The sequence below is a fragment of the Hansschlegelia sp. genome (assembly GCF_035538955.1).
Taxonomy (GTDB): Bacteria; Pseudomonadota; Alphaproteobacteria; order Rhizobiales; family Methylopilaceae; genus Methylopila.
This window is the reverse complement of sequence record NZ_DATLJK010000008.1, coordinates 226,341-246,815: the sequence shown is the minus strand read 5'-3', so window position 1 is coordinate 246,815 and position 20,475 is coordinate 226,341. Positions and strand designations below refer to the sequence as shown.

The window sequence follows — 20,475 nt, the reverse complement described above, 5'->3', positions numbered from 1 at the left end:
GCGGTGATTGGCGCCGGCGTGGCCTGTCTCACGGACTCCGCCCTCTCACGGAGAGCTTTCGCCGCCGAGCCGGCCATCTCGGTCGCGGCGCCCGATTGGGCCGCGGCCGAGAGCCTCCTGGCGATGGGCGTCGCGCCGCTCGCTGTCACCGACACCGCTGTCTATCGGGAATGGCTGCCTGAACCGTCATTGCCCCTGGAGACGCTCGACCTCGGATCGAGGGCGGAGCCCAATCTGGAGGTTCTCGCACAGGCGCGGCCGCAACGGATCTTCATCTCTAACTGGCAGATCAGCCTCAAGCCGCAGTTCGAGCGGATCGCCCCCACGCAGGTCGTCACGCTGATCGATCCGCCGTCGTCCCCCCTCGCCAACGCCTGTGAGGCGATGCGGTCGATCGCCCGATCGATCGGAAGGCGCGAGAGCGCGGATCGGTATCTTGCGGCCTTCCGTGAAGCGCTCACCTCATTCGCCGCTCAGCTCCGCGGCCGCCGTCCGGAGCCGGTTCTCGTGGGGGTGCTGCACGAGAACGGGAGACAGATTTACCTCTATGGGGAGGGCAGCTGGGTTCATGAAATCCTGCTCCGGCTCGGCCTGCGCAACGCTCTGCGCGCGCGGCCCTCGCGGTTCGGAAACGCATTGGTCGATCTGGCCGAACTGGCCGAAACGCCAGACGCGCGACTGCTTTATCTCGATCAGGGCGAACGGACGAGGCGCGCCGAACGCGCTCTTGCGCGAAGCACGCTTTGGCGGAGCCTGCCGATCGCCAGGCCGGGCCGGATACGGACGATCGCGCCGTTCTACGCGCTTGGCGGCGCGCCCTCCGCGTGGCGGTGCGCGCGGCTGATCTCCGCGGCCGTGCTCTCCGGGCCAGCGCAGGATGGCTGACCGCCTGCGCGCCAAAAGGGTCGTCGCGCTACCGGCCGTCGCGGCGGCATTGGCCGCGGCCGCTCTCGGCCTGACGGCCCTGACGGCGCGTGCAACCTTGGGCCCCGACCTTTCATGGTCGAGCTTCGCCGACCCAGGTTCGGACATCCATGCGCTTGTGCTGCGCGAGATGGCGGCTCCCCGCGTCGTCGTCAGCCTTCTCGTCGGGGCAGCGCTGGGGCTCTCGGGGGCCCTGCTCCAGCATGCGCTGCGAAATCCACTGGCCGACGCCACGACGCTCGGCGTCTCGTCCGGCGCCTATCTGGCGCTGGCCGCAGCCTCCCTGTTCGCGCCGGACCTCCTCGACCGCGGCCAGGAGGCGGCGGCGCTGGCCGGCGGCGGCGCCGCGACCCTCTCTGTCGTCGCGCTGACGCGCCGACACGGCTTCGCCCCGACCGCCGTCATCCTGGTCGGCCTGACGCTCAACCTGCTGCTCGGCGGCGTGGGCGCCGCGCTGACGATCTTCCACCATGACACGCTCACCACGTTGTTCGTCTGGCAGACAGGCTCGCTCGTGCAGAACGGATGGAGCTCGGTCGAGTATCTCGCGCCGCGGCTCGCCCTCTGCGGAGCCGCGGCCGCTCTTCTGGCGCGGCCTCTATCCGTTCTGGCGCTCGACGACCGTCAGTCCAGCGCGGTCGGCTTGCCGGTCGGCGTCATGCGCGGCCTTGCTGTGGCGATCGCGGCTGCGCTGGCGGCCTTCAGCGTCAGCGCAGCCGGCGTCATCGGCTTCGTTGGATTGGCGGCGCCTCAGATCGCACGGCTGCTCGGTGCCAGAAAGCTCCGGCAGCGACTGTCATGGGCGACGACGTTCGGCGCTCTTCTGCTCTGGCTCACCGATCAGTGCGTGCAGCGCGTCGCCTTCTTTCACGCAGAACTGCCGACCGGCAGCGCCACGGCGCTGTTCGGCGCGCCGATGCTGCTCCTGGCGTTGAGGAGCCGGCCCGCGGGCCGGGAGCCGCTCCGGCCGGGAGCCCCTCAGCCGCGCGCGCAGCGTCCGTTTCTCGCGCTCGCCATGTTCGGGGTCCTGCTTGTCGGGGCCGCCGCAGCGGCGACGGCGTTCGGCAGGTCCGCATCAGGCTGGGCGTGGCTGTCGGGGGCGGACTTCCAATTGGTGGCGCCGTGGCGCGCGCCGCGCGTGGCTGTCGCCGGAGCCGCAGGATCGATGCTCGCCATGGCGGGGTTACTGCTCCATCGTCTCACCGGAAATCCTATGGCCAGTCCCGAATCCCTCGGCGTGTCGTCCGGCGCGGCGCTCGGCGTCGTCCTTCTCCTTCTGGCCGCGCCGGACTTCTCCCAAATCGCCATGACGGCTGCGGCCGGCGGCGGGGCCGCGGCGGCGCTGGCGCTCGTGGCGCCCACGGCTCGCAGCTCCGGCTCGCCCGATCGCCTCCTTCTGACGGGCATGGCTCTCAGCATGATGTTCAGCGCATTCGCGGCCACGCTGCTCACGAGCGGCGATCCACGCGCCGCGATCCTTCTCTCCTGGATGTCCGGGTCGACCTATCGCGTCTCGGCCTCCGCCGCGCAGCTCGCGCTCGGCGTCGCGGCGGCCGGCCTGGCCGCGAGCCTCCTCGTCTGGCGCTGGCTTGAGATATCGCCGCTCGGCGGGACGACGGTCCGCGCGGTCGGCGTTCCGATGACGCTTGCGCGAACCGTCATCCTCGGTCTCGCGGCTATCCTCACAGCCGCAGCCACGCTGCTCGTCGGCCCGCTCAGCTTCGTCGGGCTTATGGCGCCCCATCTCACACGCGAGCTCGGACTGCGGAGGCCGCTGGAGCAGACGCTCGGGAGCGCGGCCCTCGGCGGAACATTGATGATGCTCGCGGATTGGGTGGGCCGGAACATGTTCTTTCCCTGGCAAGCGCCGGCCGGCCTCATGGCGGCGCTACTCGGCGCTCCCGTCTATCTCTGGCTAGCCGGCGGGCGACGGGCATGAACCGACCGTCTGGGGACCGTCAGCTTCGCGCCCTGATCGCGGAGGCGTTGCGTCTTCTGCGCCCCGTCCGCTGGACCGCGCTTCTCGCGACTACAGCAGGCGTCGTCGGCGGCGTCGCTACGGCCGGTTTGCTGGCGGGGGTGAACAGCGCGCTGATCGGTTCCGTGGAGCCGAGCGTCGGGCGCGTCGCGGAGCTCGCCTGCCTCTGCGCTCTGAGCCTTGTTGGAACCGCCGTCGCCGGCGCCTTGAACAGCATGGTCGGGCAGATGCTGATCGCGGCGCTTCGAAAGGACATCTCCGCCCGCATCCTCCGGGCACCGCTGCGAGCTCTCGAATCCCTGCGCGCGCCCGGAATCATGGCCGTGCTGACAAACGACATCGACACGGTCTCGGCCTTCACGTTCAACTTCTCCGGCTACGCCGTCGCCCTCGCGGTCACTCTCGGCGCCTTTGTCTATCTGCTGGCGCTTTCGCCCGTCATCTTCCTCCTCGCGCTGGTCTCCCTCGCAGCAGGCTCAGCGGTCAACCTCGTGGCCAAGCGCATCTGGGTCCGAGACTACGAAGCCGTCAGAACCGCGTCAGATGAACTGCACAAGCAGTACGCCGCGATCATCGACGGCGCGAAGGAGCTCAAGATCAGTCGGCCGCGCCGCGCTCGGGTCTACGGGGTGCTGCTGGCCGGAGCCGCCGAAAGGATCGCGGCGCTGAAGACCCGCGCGATGGCCCTGTTCTGGATCGCGGACGCAGTCGGCTCCGCGTTGTTCTTCGTCGTGATCTGCCTTCTTCTGGCGGCGTCCGGTCGGCTTGGCGTCGACCGGTCGGTCATCAGCGGCGCCGCGCTCGTGCTCCTCTATGTCAAAGGGCCTCTCGAGCGTTTGGCCGGGGCCTTGCCGGTTCTGGATCAGGCGCAGGTATCTTTCCGGCGCATAACGAAGCTTTCGGAGGCTCTGGAGCAGAGCGAGCCGCGATTGAGCCTGATCATGGATTCCGCAGATTCGCCGACTCGCATGATCCGGTCTCTCGAGCTGCGGAACGTGACGTATTCCTTCGGCGACGGCGTCGGCGCGCGGTCGTTCACGCTGGGCCCGCTCGATCTGACGGTCCACGCAGGCGAGCTGCTGTTCATCGTCGGCGCGAACGGGTCGGGCAAGACGACCCTGGTCAAAATTCTCCTCGGCCTCTACGCCCCTGACGCGGGCGAGGTGCTGCTCGACGGAACACGCGTGGAGCCCGAGAGACGTGACGAGTATCGGCAGCTCTTCTCGACCGTGTTCTCCGACTACTATCTGTTCGACGATCTCGCCTACGGCGCGGCGTCCGATGACGCGAGACGCCGCCTCGATTGCCTGGGGCTGGCTGGCGAGGTCCGGATCGAGGACGGTCGGTTTTCGACGACGGATCTGTCGACAGGCCAGAGGAAGCGGCTCGCTCTGATCCAGGCCTATGCAGAGGGCCGACCAATCCTCGTCACTGACGAGTGGGCCGCCGATCAGGATCCGGAGTTTCGTCGCAGATTCTATGAGGAACTGCTGCCTGGGATGAAGTCGGGAGGTCGCACGCTCATCGTCATCAGTCACGATGACCGCTATTTCCACGTTGCAGATCGGGTGATTGAAATCCGAGAAGGGAAAATTGTATGGGTTCGGAAGGGAGAAGAAGGAGCCTTATAATCTAGAATGGCGTCGCTGTGCCTTCGCGAGCCATCTCGCGCTAGCCTAATTGGCTGCCTTCCCAAATCTATTCGGCCCCTGTGTCCCCGGCATCATCGCTAGGATGGCGAGCGGGATCACGCCGAGATCGCGAACTTGAGCGTTCGTCTTTAACTGCTGGCGGATCGCCCAGATGTGCTTCGGCTTCAAAGGCGCTTTTGGGCCGATGAGCCGACCAGCGTCCCATGGTTTTTGAGGTAAGCGGAACAAGTCGGGCTGGCGCATAGCCTCCTCCTAGAGGCGGCCCCTCAAAAGCAATCCTACACCCGTAACCGTTCGGGGACGCGCCAAGAGCGGTCATTAGCAGGAAGGGGAAATGCGGACGTTCGTCGCCTAGGATGCCGTCTGGTACGGTAGGCCCTCGTGAAGCCCCACGCTCCACAGATGGGCGCACGTCTCATGCGCAACAACGTTCTTTGATTTTAGAATAAGGGTATAGGGACGCATGCGATCGGTACCGCCTAATCCGGAAGCGCAGTTGCTTGCCAAGCAGCTTCCGTCGGATCCCCGTTCAGCGGCCGTGCAAGCGCCTTCCCGACCCAGAAGGGCCTCCTGTCGGCCACGCGCCTTCATCGATTCCTCGTTAGGGAGGCGGGCGGTCCGCTCCGCCTCGCCCGCCGCCCGCATGACCTTCGGAGCCCATGGACGACGCGTCCTCGCCTCCCCAGATTGCGGGTCTCCGCACGCCCAAAGTTCCCAATGACTGACATCCCGCCCTGGCTGAAATCGATGGAGCACGGTGTGCTCGGCGAAACCCGCGCCCGCGCCTTCCTGCTCCAGCGCTTTTGGGTGCTCAGTCGGTCGGTCGATATCGACGGTGCCGATTATCTGATCCAGCGTCGGCTGACCGGTGCCAACTTCCTCGACCAGCGGGCGCCGCGCCTTGGCGTGGTGCAGGTCAAATTCATCCAGGACGGTGCCACGACTATCAAGATTCCGACGGCCTATGTCGTGGATGCAGACGAGAAACCGTATGGTGAGTTCTTCGTCTTGGTCTGCACCGGACAGGAGGACGACCAGCGGATGTTCCTCCTTTCGGCACCCGCTATCGTTGCCGAGTTCGAACGGAAGACGACGACCCGTAAAGACGGAACGGAGAAGCCCGCCTATATGCTGAAGGGGGCGGACCTGCTGGCCTTGGGCAACTATGAGGTCCTGCGCCAAGGCCTGAAGCTCGATGAGATCGAGAACGCCCTGACCCGCGCGGACCTCGGCGACAACCGCCGCTTCCTCTACCGGTCCGGCTATGTGAAGCCCGAAAAGGACCACATCGACCACGACTTCAACCTGCCGCTGGAGAACGGCTGGGGCGACATTGGCTCAGCCTTCTTCGAGAACAAGACGAAGATGACGTCGACCCTCTACGACCTCGAGGAACTCGTGGAGGCGGCGGAAAAGATCATCGCCACTACGGATCCGGAGGAGGCGCTGCGGATCTATGATGATGTGTTCACGCAGCACATCGGCGGTGGATACAGCTCTCGCACCAGCCTCTCGGTTCGTTGTGAAGGCTTCGACGACGACGAGTTCGCGACGACGGTCCGAACCCACCGGAAACGGCTCGACGCCATTCGCGCCCTCGGCGTGGAGGCGGCCTATTTCGATCTCGTCGCAACCTACCGGTCCGAGGTCGCCCGGCAGCTCGAACCGCTCATCCAGTCCGGGGTGACAGTCGTGAAGGTCAAGACGACCTACGATCCGAAAACCCTGCGTCGCGGTATCATCGTCGTCACCGCGTCCAGTGAGACGCCCAAGGACAGCAAGGTCTCCAAATCCGAGAAGGGCCGCCAGATCCTTCATATCAACGTCGCCTCGATTGCGACGGCCTATGGGAGAGCGGAGACCGGCGAGGCCCAAAAGGCGATCACCGGTCGGCTCTGGCAACTAAGTCAGCCCTTCATCGCCGCCCTCGACGAAATCTACCTAGGCGCCGACCTCGTCGCCTGCTGATCGGCGCCTCAACTCGCGGGCAAGACGATCAGGCAATAATCGGACTCGATTAGCTTGGGTGAGCCGCCGCGACTAGGAGAGCTGAGTTGGCGTTGACCTGACAATCGCCGAACTAAACGCCGATCGGGTAAACCTGTTGCTGACTGACACCGAGGCGACCGTTGCCGGTCAACTCGATGACGCGCATGGCGGGGTTCGTCGGATCGTCCGATCCGGCTGTGCTGAATTTCTCGACCATGTGCCGCGCTAGGCTGCGGCTTGCCGTGGTGATCACAAGTCTAACCCGACCGCCGCCCTCGGTGGCAACGGCGCGGAATACGTCCATGAGCCCTACGCGATTGAGGTCATCCAAGTGCGCAACGGGCTCATCCAGGAAGAACGTGCCACCCAATCCGCGTGCCCGGGCAAGGAACAGTGCCAGTGCGAGATCTTGCCTTTGTCCCTGGCTGAAATCACGACCAGGGTCGAGCTGCGCGACCCCCGCATCCGCGAACCAGTGCAGGAACGACTCCGACTGGCCGAGGTCGATCCGATCAACTATCCGGTTCGCGTGCATCCGAAGGAACAGCGCGTTCACGACGCGGCTCAAGCCGCCGACCTGGGCTTGGCTCGTCGCCGTGTAGTTCTCGCGAAACGCCTTCTGGAGCCGCTGGGCGACGTCGCTGCTCGCCTTCAGGCGAGCATGTTTCGCGGCGATTGGCGCCAGATCGGCTTCGATCTTCGCCAGCTTGGTGTGCTTGATTTCGACATCCCAGGAAGCCCGCGCGGCCGCCACTTCATTGTCGGCGGCATCGAGCTTGGCGAGCGCCGCATTGACCTCGCCCCTCAAACGCTCGAGCCCGTCCGCCGTCCACGGGGCTTGGCCGGCCGCGGACGTCCAAAGCTGGGAGATCGTAGCGCGTTCACGTTCAGCGGCGGCCTGGTCGCGGCGGACCGATTCCAGCTCTGTCTGCCGGGTCGTCTCTACCGTAACCATTTCAGCGAGCGTCGCTTGCGCGCGCCCCAAGCTTTCACGCGCCGTTCGCAAGACGCCTTCCAACATCGTACGCCTGCCGAGGATGGTCTGGGTCAGTCGAGCTCTCAGGTCCGCAATCGGGAGTGCGCGATCGAGGAAGCGTTCGCCGTCTGCGCTGAGGATCGATTGATGTTCCGTCTGGGCGGCGCTCAACGCCGCCAGCGCATCGGCGAGATCCAAGCGACGCTCCGCCCAATCCAGAAAGCGCCGCCGATCTGATCCTGACAACGGTGCATCGAGCGCGGTCAGAAGCTGTCGGTCCGCATCCAAGCGACGCTCCAGGTCTTGTGACTCCCGATCAAGGGCGGCGACCTGACTTTGGATTTGGATCGCGTCGGTGACCGCCTTGCGCGCGGCGATCGCGGCCGACGCCGCGCTGCTCGCCAGCGCTCGGGCGGCCGCCACCATCGCCGGCGCTGCGCTTAGGGTGCGCTCGACCGCTGCAACGAGTTGGGCACGCCCCTGCCAGTCGTGGCCGCAGAGTGGGCAGTCGGTATCGCCGTCATGCTGATGATTGATCACGCTTCGGCCCGCCGACTGCAGCGTGGCAAGGGGGCCGGCGAGCGCTTCGGCGTCAGCACGCGCCTGCGACGACGCCGCTTCGCTCGCTTCCGCAACGTTCCGCAAACGTTGCAGCTCTTCAGAGCTGACAACCTGAGCGGCGAGCTCATTGCGGCGCGCCGCAAGCTGGGCGCGTTCGGAGAGCATCGCATCGATGCGCGGCTCCGCGTTCACGGCATCGCGGAGTTGCGCGCGCCGCGCCGCTCTGGCCGTCGCATCCCAACGCGTCTCAGGCGCAGCCTCCACGAGATTCGCGAGGGTCGCTGGCGTGATCGTCAGATAAGGCTCTGCGAGCGCCGCCGCGCTCAGCATGGCGTCGAGACGAGCGATCACCGCGTCCTCGGCCGCGCTTAGCCGGCCAATCTGTGTCGAGGCCGGCTGGACCACAGCCTCTGCCGTGATCACAGCTTCCGCTGCGGTCCTCCGATCGTCTTGGGCCGATTGGAAGGTCTCGGCCGCCGCCGTCTCCAAGGGAAGAAGGGCGGCGATCTGCGCCTCAACCTCGGCCTTGCGCGACCAAACCGGCGCGAGCTCGTCCAGGGCTTTGGAACGCCGCGCCTGTTCGGAGCGCCCCTTCGCGATCGCCCCGACGGCCGCCTCGATCCGGTCGGGGATGTCCAGGCCAGTGCCGGAGCGAGCCAACAGGTCTTCGGCCGCCGCTAGGCTGGCGTCTGCGTTCTTCGCCGCCGCGGCGTCTTTGAGCTCGGCGCGGAGCTGAGAGGCTTCCGCCCTCAGGGCTTTTCGCCGCGCGTCCAAGTCCTTCAGGAACGGCGCAAGTTCGCCGATGTACTTCCCGCTCGCCTGCTCGGCGTCCCGGAGGTGCCGGATCCCCAGCAAGTCGGCGAACACATCCTTCCGTCGGTTCAAGCTCTCCGGACTGTTGTCGACGAGCGCCGCAAGCGCCTCGCTGGTCAGGAACCGCGTGCCGCGGAGGTAGTGTTGGCGGAGGCTGATGGCGCTCTTGTGATGCTTGTCGGGGGCTGACGCCGTCGGCGCCAGGATCTCCAGTACATCGCCCGGCCTGCGCGGCGACCCATTGCGCTGATCGATCCAAGCGCCGGCCGGGGTGCGCCACAGACGATGAGGCTGATCGCCGATGCGGACCGTCGCCTCGACCTCTGGAGCTACCTCGTCCAGAAACGCCGACTGCAGGACGTCGTTGTTCCAGGCGCCGTCACGCAGCCGCTCGACCTGACCTGTCAGCAGCCATTCGACGGCCTCGCAGAATGTGGTCTTGCCCGTGCCGTTGGCGGCGTACACCAAGGTCACCGGCGCCGTGAAATCCAATTCTAGGGGCTCGGTGATGCCCCGGAATGCGGCGATCTTGACCTTGTCGGCGAGCAGCGAGCCGGTCATGGGTGCCGGTCCTCCGCTTCGGCCGCGCGCTTCGGGCCGGAACGCTGGATGCGCGCCCACAAGGACGCAGCTTCGTCATCTAGGACGGGCCAAGCCGGTTCGCTAGAAGCCGCCGTAACCCCCGTTGGCAGACCCAGAACCGTCACTGCGTCCAGACGACGCCAAGCGCCGCCGGCGTCCGGCCATACGACGTGCTTGCGGCAGATCTGGGTGGAGAGCTCGACGGACCGAACGACGCTGTTGAGCGCCTCCGCCACAGGTTGAGCGAAGGCCAGGAGAAGATAGCCATCGACGACGCGCGCATTTCGGCGGCGCTCAGCGCCGTAGAGATAGTCCGCGAACCAAGCCTCGGCCTGTCCAGCCTGGACGACGAACTGCTCCTCGCAGGTGGGCCAGAACGCGACCGCGGCGTAGGTGCCGCTCCAGAGGGTGACGCCGTCGGGCGCCTCGACGTCCGGCTCCACCGCCAGTCCGACTGCCTCGCACAGCGGCCCGATCGCCTTCACACCCCCGCCAATCCAGTCTGCGTCCGTCATGCTGCCTGCGCCGCCTGTGTCAAACGATCGATCAGCGCCGCCATCCGCGGCGCATCCTGCGCGGCGTCATAGTCGACGTAGAGCTCGATGAGGTGATCCAGCCGAACCAGCGTGGCGGTTCGCACGTGCCGTTGTTCGGTGATGTCGCTCTCATGGTCCGCCAAGCCCCCACCGAGATTGAGCGGCGCATCAGAATCGGGTCCTGCGGCGATGTTGTCCCGCGGGTGTCTGGCGACAGGGCCTTCATCGATTTGTCCGTACTGACCAGCGGCCAGAACGACGAGGTGCGGGTGTTGTTCGGCCTCTGCCAGCCAGTCCCCCAAGGCGTGTCCGATCTGACGACCGGAAAAGCCAGGGTCGCGCCAGATCAGGACGTTGGCCCTCGGCGCTTGCAGGACAAGCTGTCCTGCCTGCCCCGCATCCGCACGCCAGACGAAGACATCCTCTTCCGTCAGCAAGGTTGCCAAGCCATGGATCGCCAAGGCCAGGGCGCCCCCAATCGGGTCCTCCGCGACCTTCTCCGGCGAGCAGCGCGTGTCGCGACGCACCCCATGAAGAAGGCCCGCTAGCAGGTCGGCCGCGATAGGCGCGGCCTCGGCGCTGAGGTGCTGGCGCACGACCCCGAGCCCCGCAGCCACGCGCGGACACCACGTCGCCCCGATCACCGCCCGCCGAGTGAACCGGGCGAGTTCGATGCTCGCGATCTCCGGTAGCCGATCGATGGGCTGCGGGATCCCCGTGGTGTCCAATGGCGCGCCCACCGCAACATGCCAGTAGAATCGCTCGCCGGTCGGGCTGTACGGCGGCCATGCGAGCGGTCCGCCGGTCGCATATGGTGAGGTCACCCGCAGAACCGCACCCTTGACACTTTGCGTCCCCACGCCACGCGTGGCGCGAAGGTGTTCCTGGTTGCGCGGGATCGGCGCCATGCGACTGAACACTCCGGTCAGCGAGCGCCAGGCGTCCTGAGCTTCAGGCCAAACCGGAGTGTCGATCGCGACATTCGTCAAGGCGACCAGCGTGTCGCGCGTCGGTGCGACGTGGTGCAGCCAGTTATCGATGGCGATCGCCCAGTTCGCGTTGCTTGGGTCTCCCTGCACCAGGGAACCGGTCACCAGCACCGGCGGCGCGGGCGCGGCGGCGGTTTGCAGCGCGGTCCGCATGCGGTGAACCGCGGTCCCGTCGCCCTGCGCGAAGGTCTGCACCATGTCAGCGCAGATCATCGGAACGAGGTCTAGATCGTTGAAGGACACCTTCAAAAGGTGCGTCCCCGACTGGATCCATTCCAGGGCCACCAGCTCTGAGCCCTGCTCCATGTGATTCTTGAGGAGCGCCACGCACGTCGTGTCGACCCCGAATCCATGCAGCCAGCACCAAGCTCCATTGACCGGCCTAGCCGCGGAGAGTTGTGCGGTAGCGGGGGTCCAGCTTAATCGCCGCGCCGTCTCGCCTCCTTCGTTCGCCCAGGCCTCCACGGACACCGCCGGGGTCGCGCCAAAGCCGGCAATCAACACCGTTGGTCGTTGCTGCTGGCGCACGAGGTTGTCCAGCTTGGCCCAGTCGCCGTGCCCGAAGGCGTATTCCGGAGTTACGATCACGACCGGAGACGCGCCAGGTGCGATGTCCCGAAGCACGGGCGCGGCATGCACGCCGCCGCCGACCAGCAGGTGAGAGATGGCCGCACAGGCCGCCGGCCGGCTCTGGTCATTGTTGATCTGATTGAGCGAACTCTGCGCGAGTTGCAGGACACACAGATTCAGCCGACCGCCCGGCAGCGTGCGGATTGACGCGGGAACCGTGACCGTTGCGACGCCAAGCACGTCGTCAAAGCTGATCTCAGGAGCAGCCAGGACCGAACTTCCTTCCTCGTAGCGTTTGGAAGCCCAACGGCCTCGACTAGACTTTTGCGGCTAAGCTACGACAGAGCTTCGTAAAGACAAATCCTTTGGTTGAAAGCCTGCGCATGACAATCACCGGCCGCGTTCGCGTCCTTCGTCGGCCCGCGATTCCGATTTGTCGTGCGCTTCCCGAAGCTCAAGCGCGAGCGTCAACCGCCGGCTACAGCATGTCGCACACGAACACCGCGACTTCTACCGCGAGCTTTCGATCCCGCGCAGAGGTCAATTCGAGGAGCTGTGATTGGGCTAGGCATAGTGCCGAGGTCGGGTCCAATGAGCGGACTTTCTGAACTTCGCTGATGAGTCAGCGGCAGCTCGCGCCGCCGCTGATAACGCACGCGTTTCGCACGGCGCTAGCGGCTGGGCCGCGACCTTGGGTGCGCTGGCAATTGCGCGCCGGCGACGCCCTCTATCGCTAGCGCCGTCGTCGAGCCTTCGCCAAGCCTCAAAGCTCGAGCTGCTCGGACAGCGCGAGAGCGTCGTCGACCTCGATGCCAAGGTAGCGGACCGTGCTCTCAAGCTTCCCATGACCCAGGAGCAACTGGCACGCTCTTAGATTGCCGGTCTTCTTGTAGATCAGCGACACCTTCGTGCGCCGCAGGCTGTGCGTGCCGTAAGCAGACGGCTCGAGGTCGATCATCCGCACCCATTTGTCGACGAGCCGAGCATATTGGCGAGTACCGATGTGCTGGCCCGGAGCGCTTCGGCTCGGGAAGAGCCAGTCGTCCGGGCGCCCACCTCTCACCCGAAGCCATGCCGCGAGCGCGTCTCTCGCAGGCTCAGTGATTTCGAACGGGACTGGTCGGCCGGTCTTCTGCTGAATGACCGTGGATCTCACGCGGATTGATTCGCCCATGGCCACGTCGTTGATCCGGAGCTTGACCAAGTCGCACCCGCGCAGCTTGGCGTCGAGGGCGCAGTTGAACATCGCAAGGTCTCGGACTTGAGCGTTCGTCTTCAACTGCTGGCGGATCGCCCAGATGTGCTTGGACTTCAGCGGCACTTTAGGACCGATCAGGCGGCCGGCGTTCCATGGCTTCTGGGGTAAGCGGAACAAGTCGGGCTGGCGCATAGCCTCCTCCTATAGGCGGCCCCTCGAAGGCAATCCTACACCCGTAACCATTCAGGGAGCGCCAATAGCGGTCATTGGCCTTAGCGCCGAGAGCGGACATCCGCGTCGTGAAGTTCGTGGGTTGTCAGAGCCTGGAAATAACTGGCTTGTTGCTTGGTAGTGGCGCAGGCGGTCCTAGCTCGGTCAGGGCAGGAAAAGGTCTTCCTCTACCCCTTGGCGCTACCCACGCAGTGCGGACAGGTCGGATCGGCGGTTCGTTCCGTGAGGTACTGCATGAAGGGGTTCTTCAGCACCTTGGGATGCGAGTGTCCGACTACCACCTCGGCAGGAATGTCCCGTCGAAGGATCACCGAGAAATCGAGGGCCGGCGAGAAGGTCTCTCCCATAACGAAAACCCGGGTCCACTCCCGCAGGAGATGCCGCGCGAACTCTCGACGCGTTCCTTCCGACGCCCAGTCAAAGGGTAGGTCGACTTCCACCACGGTCGGTGTCCCATACCGCTTTAACGCGCGGTGAGCCTCCCAGCCGAGCAGGCATTGAAGCCACTCGCTGCCAAAGAGGAGGTAGTGGCCGCTGTGGTCGAGCTGCGGCCGCTCATCGGCGCAGACATAGAGCCGTCCGGTGTCGCGCTCCCGCTTGTCGAATTCGGCGATCATCGCCTCGATCTTCGGGCGCATCCATGCCAGGTCGTCATCCTCGGTCACCAACTGGCGCGCCAGCGCTTCGAGCGCCGTCGGATCGTTGCGCCGCAATCCCTCTCGATGGAAGACGCCAGCGTCCGGCACACGGCAGCCATGGAAGGTCCGCAGCTTCGCCTTCGCCAAGTCAACGGCCAGCCCCTCGATCAGAGTCTCCACGCTCGGCTGCACATGGCGCTCGAGAGCTTTCAGCCAGTGGCTGTCGTCCCAGCAAAGATCGAGCTTTCGCTTTTGGAGACGGGCTTTGCCGCCCGGCCTCCACTGTCTTTCGAGCCAAGTTTCCAGTGCGCCGAACCAGGTCGCGCGGTCCTGCCAATGGACCCGGCGGGCCCGCCAGACTTCGGCAGAAGGCGTCGGTGCCCCGACGTCGGAAAGATCTGATTTGCCGTTCATGGCTCATGGTATCGTGGACGCGAAGCACCGCGCCATGACGGCGAGCGCGGACGGCGCCATCGAGGAGTCGTCACGGAAGAACAGCGTTCAGGGCGCGCGCCTCAGCTTGTAGGCGGCGATCAATCGGGCGCGTCCTAGCTCGGGCGCCATCCGGCGTTCCGCAACAAGCATATGGTCGATGATCTGGCGGAGCGTGCTTAGGTCGGTCTCGTCGTCCAGGCGAAAGGCCGTGCTCGTGAAAAACGCGCCGAAGCGATCCCGGTACGCTTTGCGGTCTTCGCACGCTGAGCAGGCGGTGACGGCGATGCTGAGCAGGTAGGGAATTCGCTCTTGCGCGTCTTTCTGGCGGATCAGAGTTGTGCAGCGGTCGAGCACCGCGTCGCTGAGGCGAACTGAGCGTCCCGCGGCGCTCATGTCGGCGACGGCGTTCAGCGCCGTCAGATAGCGGTCTAAATCGTCCGGCACGAAGTCGCGTTCGGCGGTGAGAATGCCGATCAACCGATCAATGGTCGCGGCACTCGGTTGGCCAATCTTGGCGCAGAACGGCAGCGCGTCGAGCAATCCGAGAAGCGTCGTTGCGCCCCCCGGAGGGGTTTCCCATTCGGCGAGCTCGACGGCGTTCAGCGGAGGGCCGAAGTCGTCTAACGGACCTGGATAGATGAGAAGGCCCAACGGACGGCTTGCGAGGTCCGACACAGCTTCGCCCTCTACGATCTTGGACCATGAGGCCACCTGTCCGCCGGACGGCATATTCTGAATCGCGAGCATCGCTTGCGCATTGAGGTCTGCACGGAGGTGGACTTCAGACAGAAGTTCGGGAGACCATCGGGGCGCTTCCTGACGTTCCATCGATGTCGCCCAGAGCTGCTCGACGCCGAAATTCTCGATCGCCCACTGAGCGAACGCTTCCGGATCCGTCGCCTCGATCCGCGCGTCCGTCAGGACGCCCGCGTGGGCGAGAGCGGCGAGCCGGACCCAGTACGCAGGGGCGTCCCCGGCTCGCGCTTTTCGGCGCGCCCAAGCCAGACTTATCGCCGCGCAGCCGGTGAAGAGTTGCCGCCTTCCAAGGGATCGAACCGGATCCAGGAACAGCTTTTCGAGAAAGGCTTCACCCAGGGCGACCATTCCGGATCTGTCCGCACGCACGCTTACAAGGTGAAATCCGAAGAGGAGGCTGTAAGGGTCTTCAGCCTTCAGAAGCCCCTCGATCGAGGCGTCCTCGATGTTCTCCAGAAGTTCGAACGGTGCGAGAGATCGCGTCAGGCCGGAGAACGCGATGCGCCGCAGGGCTCTCTCGGGATGCCGGGAGAGCTGGGACGCGCGAAAGTCGGCCAGGGCACCCGCAACGTAGCCGCGAAACGGCGCATCGAGCTGGAAGGGAGCGACAAGACGGTCGTAGTAGAGCCGACCGTCCGGCATCAGGTTGTCGACGTCGAGCTTTCGCGACGCTGCGATCGCGTCGGCCAACGCCTCGGGCGTGTCGCCGACGCTTCCGAAGATGTCGCTGATCTCGCGATCGTCCAAGGTGCGGCTGTCGGACAGCGCGAGCCAGGCCAGTTCCTCGCCTGCGGCAAGTGGGGCCTCGGCGAACATCGTTTCGAGCCGGCGACGTCTTACGTGAGCGTCGGAGGAGTGGAGATCGGCGCTGACGTACCGAAAAGTCCCCTCAGGCAGCGTGAACGAGGCGTCACCCTTCTCGTTAAGCTCGACAGCGCATTCGAGTTCTCTTCCGTCCGCGAAGGTAAGCTTTGCGACGCGCGCGCCGGCCAGCGCGGCACGCACTGCCGCCGTCAGACTGGAAATGACGACAGATCGTTCAGCGCTAAGGGGCGCGGTCAGGGCGACGTCCGCTCCAACCAGTTCGGCAAGCGCGCGATCCTTCGCGACCGGTTGCGATGCCGAAGGCGGCAAACGGTCTACCACGTGATAGAAGAGGACCGACCTAAGGTTCGGCGGAATTTTCTTCTTCATCGTCGATCACTCGAGCCACAAAAGATTTCAGATCTTCGATTATTTGATCCCATAGCTCCGGATCGGACTGCGTGAAGTAAGGAATGAAATCTTCTTCTAGCCATGCCTTGTAGTCGGCGGCCGCTCGACCCTTGTTAACGGAGCCGGCGATCAGCATCGCGGCCTGCGAAACAGCCTGCTGACGCGCAAGAGCGAAAGAGGCGTCGTCGTCGTCGATCAAACGCCAAAGGAGAGGATTGGGCAGCGCGCTGAGCGCCCAGTCGGCCCGGGCGCGTTTCGTCGCGACGTCTGCGTCTTGCTCCCAGATCGTCGCGATCGCGCGAAGCAGTTCGAGCCGAACCCGATTAAACCACGGCGCGTCGCCCGCGACGTCGACATTGCGGATGTTGGGAAGATCGATGCTGTCGCGGATCGACTGCAGCTCCGGGGTGGGAAGCACCCGGCCGGTCTCATGAGTGGCGGCCAATAGCCGATGGACGATCTCGACGCTCGTGACCGGCACGGCGAAGAAGCCGGCGGCCCGCAGCCGATGAAGCTCTTCCCAGATGTCGACGGTCCGATCGTCGCCGTTTGCGTTTAAAGCGACGAGGACATCGAGCGTGTTGGCGACGCTCGCAAGATGACCGCGAGAGTCGTCCCAGCTCGGCGCCCGATTGAAGAACCGATCGTCGACGGAAACGACGTCCACGCCTTCGAGGTCCGACAGGAGGTCAAGAGTCGGCATCTGGCCGCCCCTCCCACGCCGGTCGCCGGCATCCGGCGGCCTCCGCGCGCTGAATCGGACCTTGCCGGACATCAGCCCGCGGCGCAGGCTCACGCGGATCCCCTCGATCAGCGTATCGAGCTCGGCGGCATGCCGTTCGCCGCGGATCCAGCCAGATGAATCCGCAGCCACCGACTCATGGACGTAGAGAACGGGCGCGACGCGAGCCAGGGGCTCGAGGAGATCGAGGAAGCTGAGATAGCTGATCGTCAGACTGTCGAGATAGACAGGCCTGTCCGCGGATATGACGGAGCCTGAGGTCCATCCGACGTCGACTTGCGTGACATAGGCACCGGCGGACGCTTCGGAGCTCGCGCCGAGCTGACCCTTGGCCTTCAGGAAGGCTAGAACGGCGTTCAAGTCGGCGAGCCGCGCCTCCATCTCGCCGAGGTCCGCATTGTCTTCGGAAAGCGTTCCGATCCGCGGCACCGGCGCGGGGCGAGCGACGACGCCTCCGGTCTCAGCCGCATGCGCTAGCAAGGACGCGAGTTCCTCGCCGACTTCCTGAATTTTCGGCGCGCCGAAACGCGTCGGGACGGTCTTTAGCGCGCCCGAGGCGATCAGCGCCTGCACACGTTTGGCGCGGTTAACGAGCGACGGTTGCTGAACGCGAAGAAAGCGGCGTTCGGCGAACAGGTAGGCCAGGGTGTGAGGTGAGATCACGAGAGCGTCGAAGCGATCGATCGCATCGCTCAAGCGGCCGAGGAAGCCGAGCGTCAGTATCGAACTGACGTCAAGGCCGACCGTCTGGGACGGATCGAGCTGGGCCGGAACGTGGGCCCCTGAAAAAGCGAGGACCGGATAAGCGACGCCGGAGACGCTCGGGTCGGCGTTCTGGATCGCTTGGCCGAGAAACATACCGGTGAACTCGCGTCCGAGCGCCTCGGCGACCATGATGAGAGGCAGCTCCCCCTTACGCAGGCCGCTATCCATCTCATTCATGGCTTGGCTGCGGCTGGCGAACTGATCCGCGACGTCCGCCAGTTTGACGATCCGGACGGGCCCGTCAGGGCCCGAAGTCTCGGCCGCGCGCTTCAGCCAGTCTCCGGCCTTCGATTCAAGCTTTTCGTCGCCGGCATCCAGGGCCAGCATATGGGCTTCAAGATTGATCCTCGGATCGTCTGGCGCCGCGGCGAGCGCCGCGTCCCGAAACGTTTGGACGGAGCGGCTGCCGACCTCGAAGGCCAGCCGTGCAAAGCGCATCAGATCATGAGCCGAAAAGGCCGCGATCTTTCCTTGAGCCTGATCCAGCAGGCTCTGCAGGAAATCCCAATCGCCGGTTTCGATCGCGACCCGAACGGCAAGCTCGAAATCCTGAGGAAGTCCGCGCTTCTTCAACAGCTCTCGGGCGATTGGGGCCGCTTCCATCACCTGCCCAGACCGGCTGAGCGACCAGCCCTCGAGCGCGCGCAGCTGATCGTCGCGCGCCACCAGGTCTGGCAACGCGCGCAGAAGCCGCGCCATGCCGGCGTTGTCGTTGAGCCCTTGCAGCGCGCTCAGCGCGAGCTGCAGATCGTCGAGCGTGCCGGTCTGCTTGGCGAGCTCCGCCGCGTAGGTCGCCAGCCCGCGCTGGTCTCCCTCGCGCGCGTAGAGCGCGACGAGGAGGCGCAGATTGTCGTGATCGGGCGAAGCTTCGTACCGAAGACGCGCGACCTCCAGCTGCCGCCCGGTCTCAAGCGCGTCGAGATCCTCGCGCAGCGACCTGGCGCTCGCCTCGTCGATCTTGCTCCCGACGAAGGCGTCGAGCGCTCGGCGGGCGCCCGTGATGTCGCCGGCCGCGGCGAGAGATCGGACCTCGAGATCGACGAGGCCGCCGGCTTCGAAGTCGGGCGCGCTGAAGAGTTCGTCACGATTGGCCGCGATGAATTCGCCGACCGCACGCGGGTTGTCGCTCGCCAACGCGATCATGAACGCTGCGAAACGTTCCTCCGGACGCCAGCCGCCAAGCTCCTTCTTGCGCTTCAAAGACCGCGCCAGCGCGGCGCGGTCGAATGGGACATTGTAGCCGATCGCAAGCCGCACCCGACGGGCCGTCAGTTTCGGATCGGCGATTTCGGACTTCAGCTGTTTGATCGCCTCCGCCCGAGTGGCGCTGTTTTTCAGCTGGAGCCACAACCGGAACTCGAGCGCGAATTGCTGCTGTTCGGCCAGCCCGAGGTCCTCGAACGTTCCGGCCAACCGGCCGAAGTCGTCAATCGCTTGCTCGGCGACTCGTTGAGCCGCCAAGCTCTCGGCCAGCGGGACGCCCTGCGGGTCGAGCGGCAACGCCCGCATGAGGTCGAGCCGCCGCGCTTCTGGCGCAAGCCCGGCGACGTCGATCTGTGCCTTCAGCATATCCAGAACGGGAAGGTTGACGAAATGCTGCGGCGGCGTTTGGTGGAGAAAGCTGGTCGCAGCGCCGAAGTCGTTCGTGTCCAAGGCGCATGAGACCAGCTGGAAACTTCCGATCGGGTTGAAGTCGGTGGGGCCAAGTTCTTCCAAGGACGCCCATGACAGCGCCTGCGCCGAGCCTCTGAGCCGACGGATCGCCAGAAGGAGCGCGGTCCGCGTTTCCGGATCGTCTTTCTCGCGCAGCGCTCGGAGCGCTCCGTCTCCGTCGCCTGCCGCTTCGAGCAGGAGCGCGTCGACGATAGTCAGGTCATGGGTCGGATCGAGCTGAGCGGCGCGCGCTCTCCATTCTCGCGCCTTGTCCGGTTGGACGAGCGCGACAGCGCGCGCGGCTCGGTCACAAACCTCGGCTCGGCGCTCGGAGGCCGCAAGTCGAAACTCGCCGTCGGTCACGCTGTCCGCCAGCGCCTCCAGCTCTTTGGCGGTGTCGGCCTCCGTGAAGCATCGGCGGCGCATCACCCTTGAGAGGTCTTCCGCGAGGAGTCGGTCGGCCCGATGGGCAGGCACAGCGCTGCGCTCGGAGCTTAGCCGTGTCACCTCGGCTTCGATCGAGCGTCGGGCGTCGGCGAATTCGCTCAGCTCGCCGCTGACTTTCAGCAGAGTTTCGGTGTTGCGCTTGAGCGCCGGGCTCGCCCCCGGGTCAAAGGCCTCCATCGCTTTCTCAGAGCGGTGGATTTCATCGCTCAGGACTGTTTCGCCCCAGACCGTGATGTCGATCTGGCGTCCGGCGGCCGCCTGCTGCTGGGCGAGCGCCGCCGCCTCCTGCTGGAGGTCTCCGACCGTCGTCAGGGTCGTGACATAGAAATATTCCCGCAGGAGCGGTTTGAACTTCAGCGCGTCGGCGACGTCCTTGCGGAGATCGGTGACCGTGAGCTTACCGTACGTGGAGCGCAGCTTGCATTGAACGCCGACGAGGCGGTCGGGATCCCTGCCGCGCCGGCACAGTATGTCGACGCCGTCCTGTTTCGCACCGGTCGTGCTGAAACGGTGCGCGGACGGGTCGTCCAGCCAGTCTGAGAACAGGACGCAGCACTGACGTTCGAACTCCATGTCGTTCGTCGTCCAAGAGATGCGGACGTTGCTATACGAAGACATCCAGGCCCACCCGCCTAAAGCGCGCAGCCGCGGTAGCGCGATAGTCCGGTCGCCTCCCGCGGGCCCAGATCCGACAAGCACGAGATCTTCGAGATGTACGAGCTCGCCGGCGGGACCGCGCACGCTTCCGCAAGTGCGTCCTGGCGATCCAACCGTCCCGGATAAGGCTTTTGCCGTGCCTCGCATCGGGTTGAGCGAGCGAGTCTT

The 20,475-nt window shown here is 65.5% G+C and carries 12 protein-coding genes; 4 read left to right on the top strand and 8 right to left on the bottom strand.

Annotation, left to right across the window (positions count from 1 at the left end; genetic code table 11):
- Positions 1–18: 18 nt before the first annotated feature.
- From VM780_RS04350 to VM780_RS04340, 3 genes are read left to right on the top strand one after another with little or no spacing between them, the layout of a single operon-like run.
- Positions 19–885, top strand: coding sequence for an ABC transporter substrate-binding protein (locus tag VM780_RS04350; RefSeq protein ID WP_325445492.1), 867 nt, complete (start codon positions 19–21; stop codon positions 883–885).
- On the top strand, positions 878–2,863 hold the full coding sequence (gene fhuB / locus VM780_RS04345; RefSeq protein ID WP_325445490.1) for a Fe(3+)-hydroxamate ABC transporter permease FhuB: 1,986 nt from the start codon (positions 878–880) through the stop codon (positions 2,861–2,863). The genes VM780_RS04350 and fhuB overlap by 8 nt, the downstream gene beginning before the upstream one ends.
- A complete protein-coding gene (locus VM780_RS04340) occupies positions 2,860–4,533 on the top strand; it encodes a cyclic peptide export ABC transporter (protein WP_325445488.1) in 1,674 nt (557 codons plus the stop codon). The genes fhuB and VM780_RS04340 overlap by 4 nt, the downstream gene beginning before the upstream one ends.
- A 45-nt stretch (positions 4,534–4,578) precedes the next feature.
- On the opposite strand, the gene VM780_RS04335 is transcribed toward VM780_RS04340, so the two are convergent.
- Positions 4,579–4,797, bottom strand: coding sequence for a hypothetical protein (locus VM780_RS04335; protein ID WP_325445486.1), 219 nt, complete (start codon positions 4,795–4,797; stop codon positions 4,579–4,581).
- Positions 4,798–5,271: 474 nt separating this feature from the next.
- Here VM780_RS04335 and VM780_RS04330 point away from each other — a divergent pair, with 474 nt between their 5' ends.
- Complete coding sequence (locus VM780_RS04330) at positions 5,272–6,522, top strand: hypothetical protein (protein ID WP_325445484.1); 1,251 nt, start codon at positions 5,272–5,274, stop codon at positions 6,520–6,522.
- Between the two features lie 112 nt (positions 6,523–6,634).
- On the opposite strand, the gene VM780_RS04325 is transcribed toward VM780_RS04330, so the two are convergent.
- The 7 genes from VM780_RS04325 to VM780_RS04295 all read right to left on the bottom strand — a co-directional run bounded on the left by VM780_RS04325 (position 6,635) and on the right by VM780_RS04295 (position 20,223).
- Positions 6,635–9,454: an AAA family ATPase gene (locus tag VM780_RS04325; protein ID WP_325445482.1), complete on the bottom strand. Its 2,820-nt coding sequence runs from the start codon at positions 9,452–9,454 to the stop codon at positions 6,635–6,637.
- Positions 9,451–9,990, bottom strand: coding sequence for a hypothetical protein (locus tag VM780_RS04320; protein ID WP_325445480.1), 540 nt, complete (start codon positions 9,988–9,990; stop codon positions 9,451–9,453). Before VM780_RS04320 ends, VM780_RS04325 begins: the two co-directional genes overlap by 4 nt.
- Positions 9,987–11,810: an ABC-three component system protein gene (locus tag VM780_RS04315; RefSeq protein WP_325445478.1), complete on the bottom strand. Its 1,824-nt coding sequence runs from the start codon at positions 11,808–11,810 to the stop codon at positions 9,987–9,989. Before VM780_RS04315 ends, VM780_RS04320 begins: the two co-directional genes overlap by 4 nt.
- 523 nt (positions 11,811–12,333) lie before the next feature.
- Entirely contained in the window at positions 12,334–12,960 is a 627-nt protein-coding gene (locus tag VM780_RS04310; protein WP_325445476.1) for a site-specific integrase, read from the bottom strand.
- 206 nt (positions 12,961–13,166) lie between these two features.
- Complete coding sequence (locus VM780_RS04305; RefSeq protein ID WP_325445474.1) at positions 13,167–14,051, bottom strand: hypothetical protein; 885 nt, start codon at positions 14,049–14,051, stop codon at positions 13,167–13,169.
- Positions 14,052–14,138: 87 nt separating this feature from the next.
- A complete protein-coding gene (locus VM780_RS04300) occupies positions 14,139–16,022 on the bottom strand; it encodes a hypothetical protein (protein ID WP_325445472.1) in 1,884 nt (627 codons plus the stop codon).
- On the bottom strand, positions 15,994–20,223 hold the full coding sequence (locus VM780_RS04295) for a hypothetical protein (protein WP_325445470.1): 4,230 nt from the start codon (positions 20,221–20,223) through the stop codon (positions 15,994–15,996). The genes VM780_RS04300 and VM780_RS04295 overlap by 29 nt, the downstream gene beginning before the upstream one ends.
- Positions 20,224–20,475 lie beyond the last annotated feature (252 nt).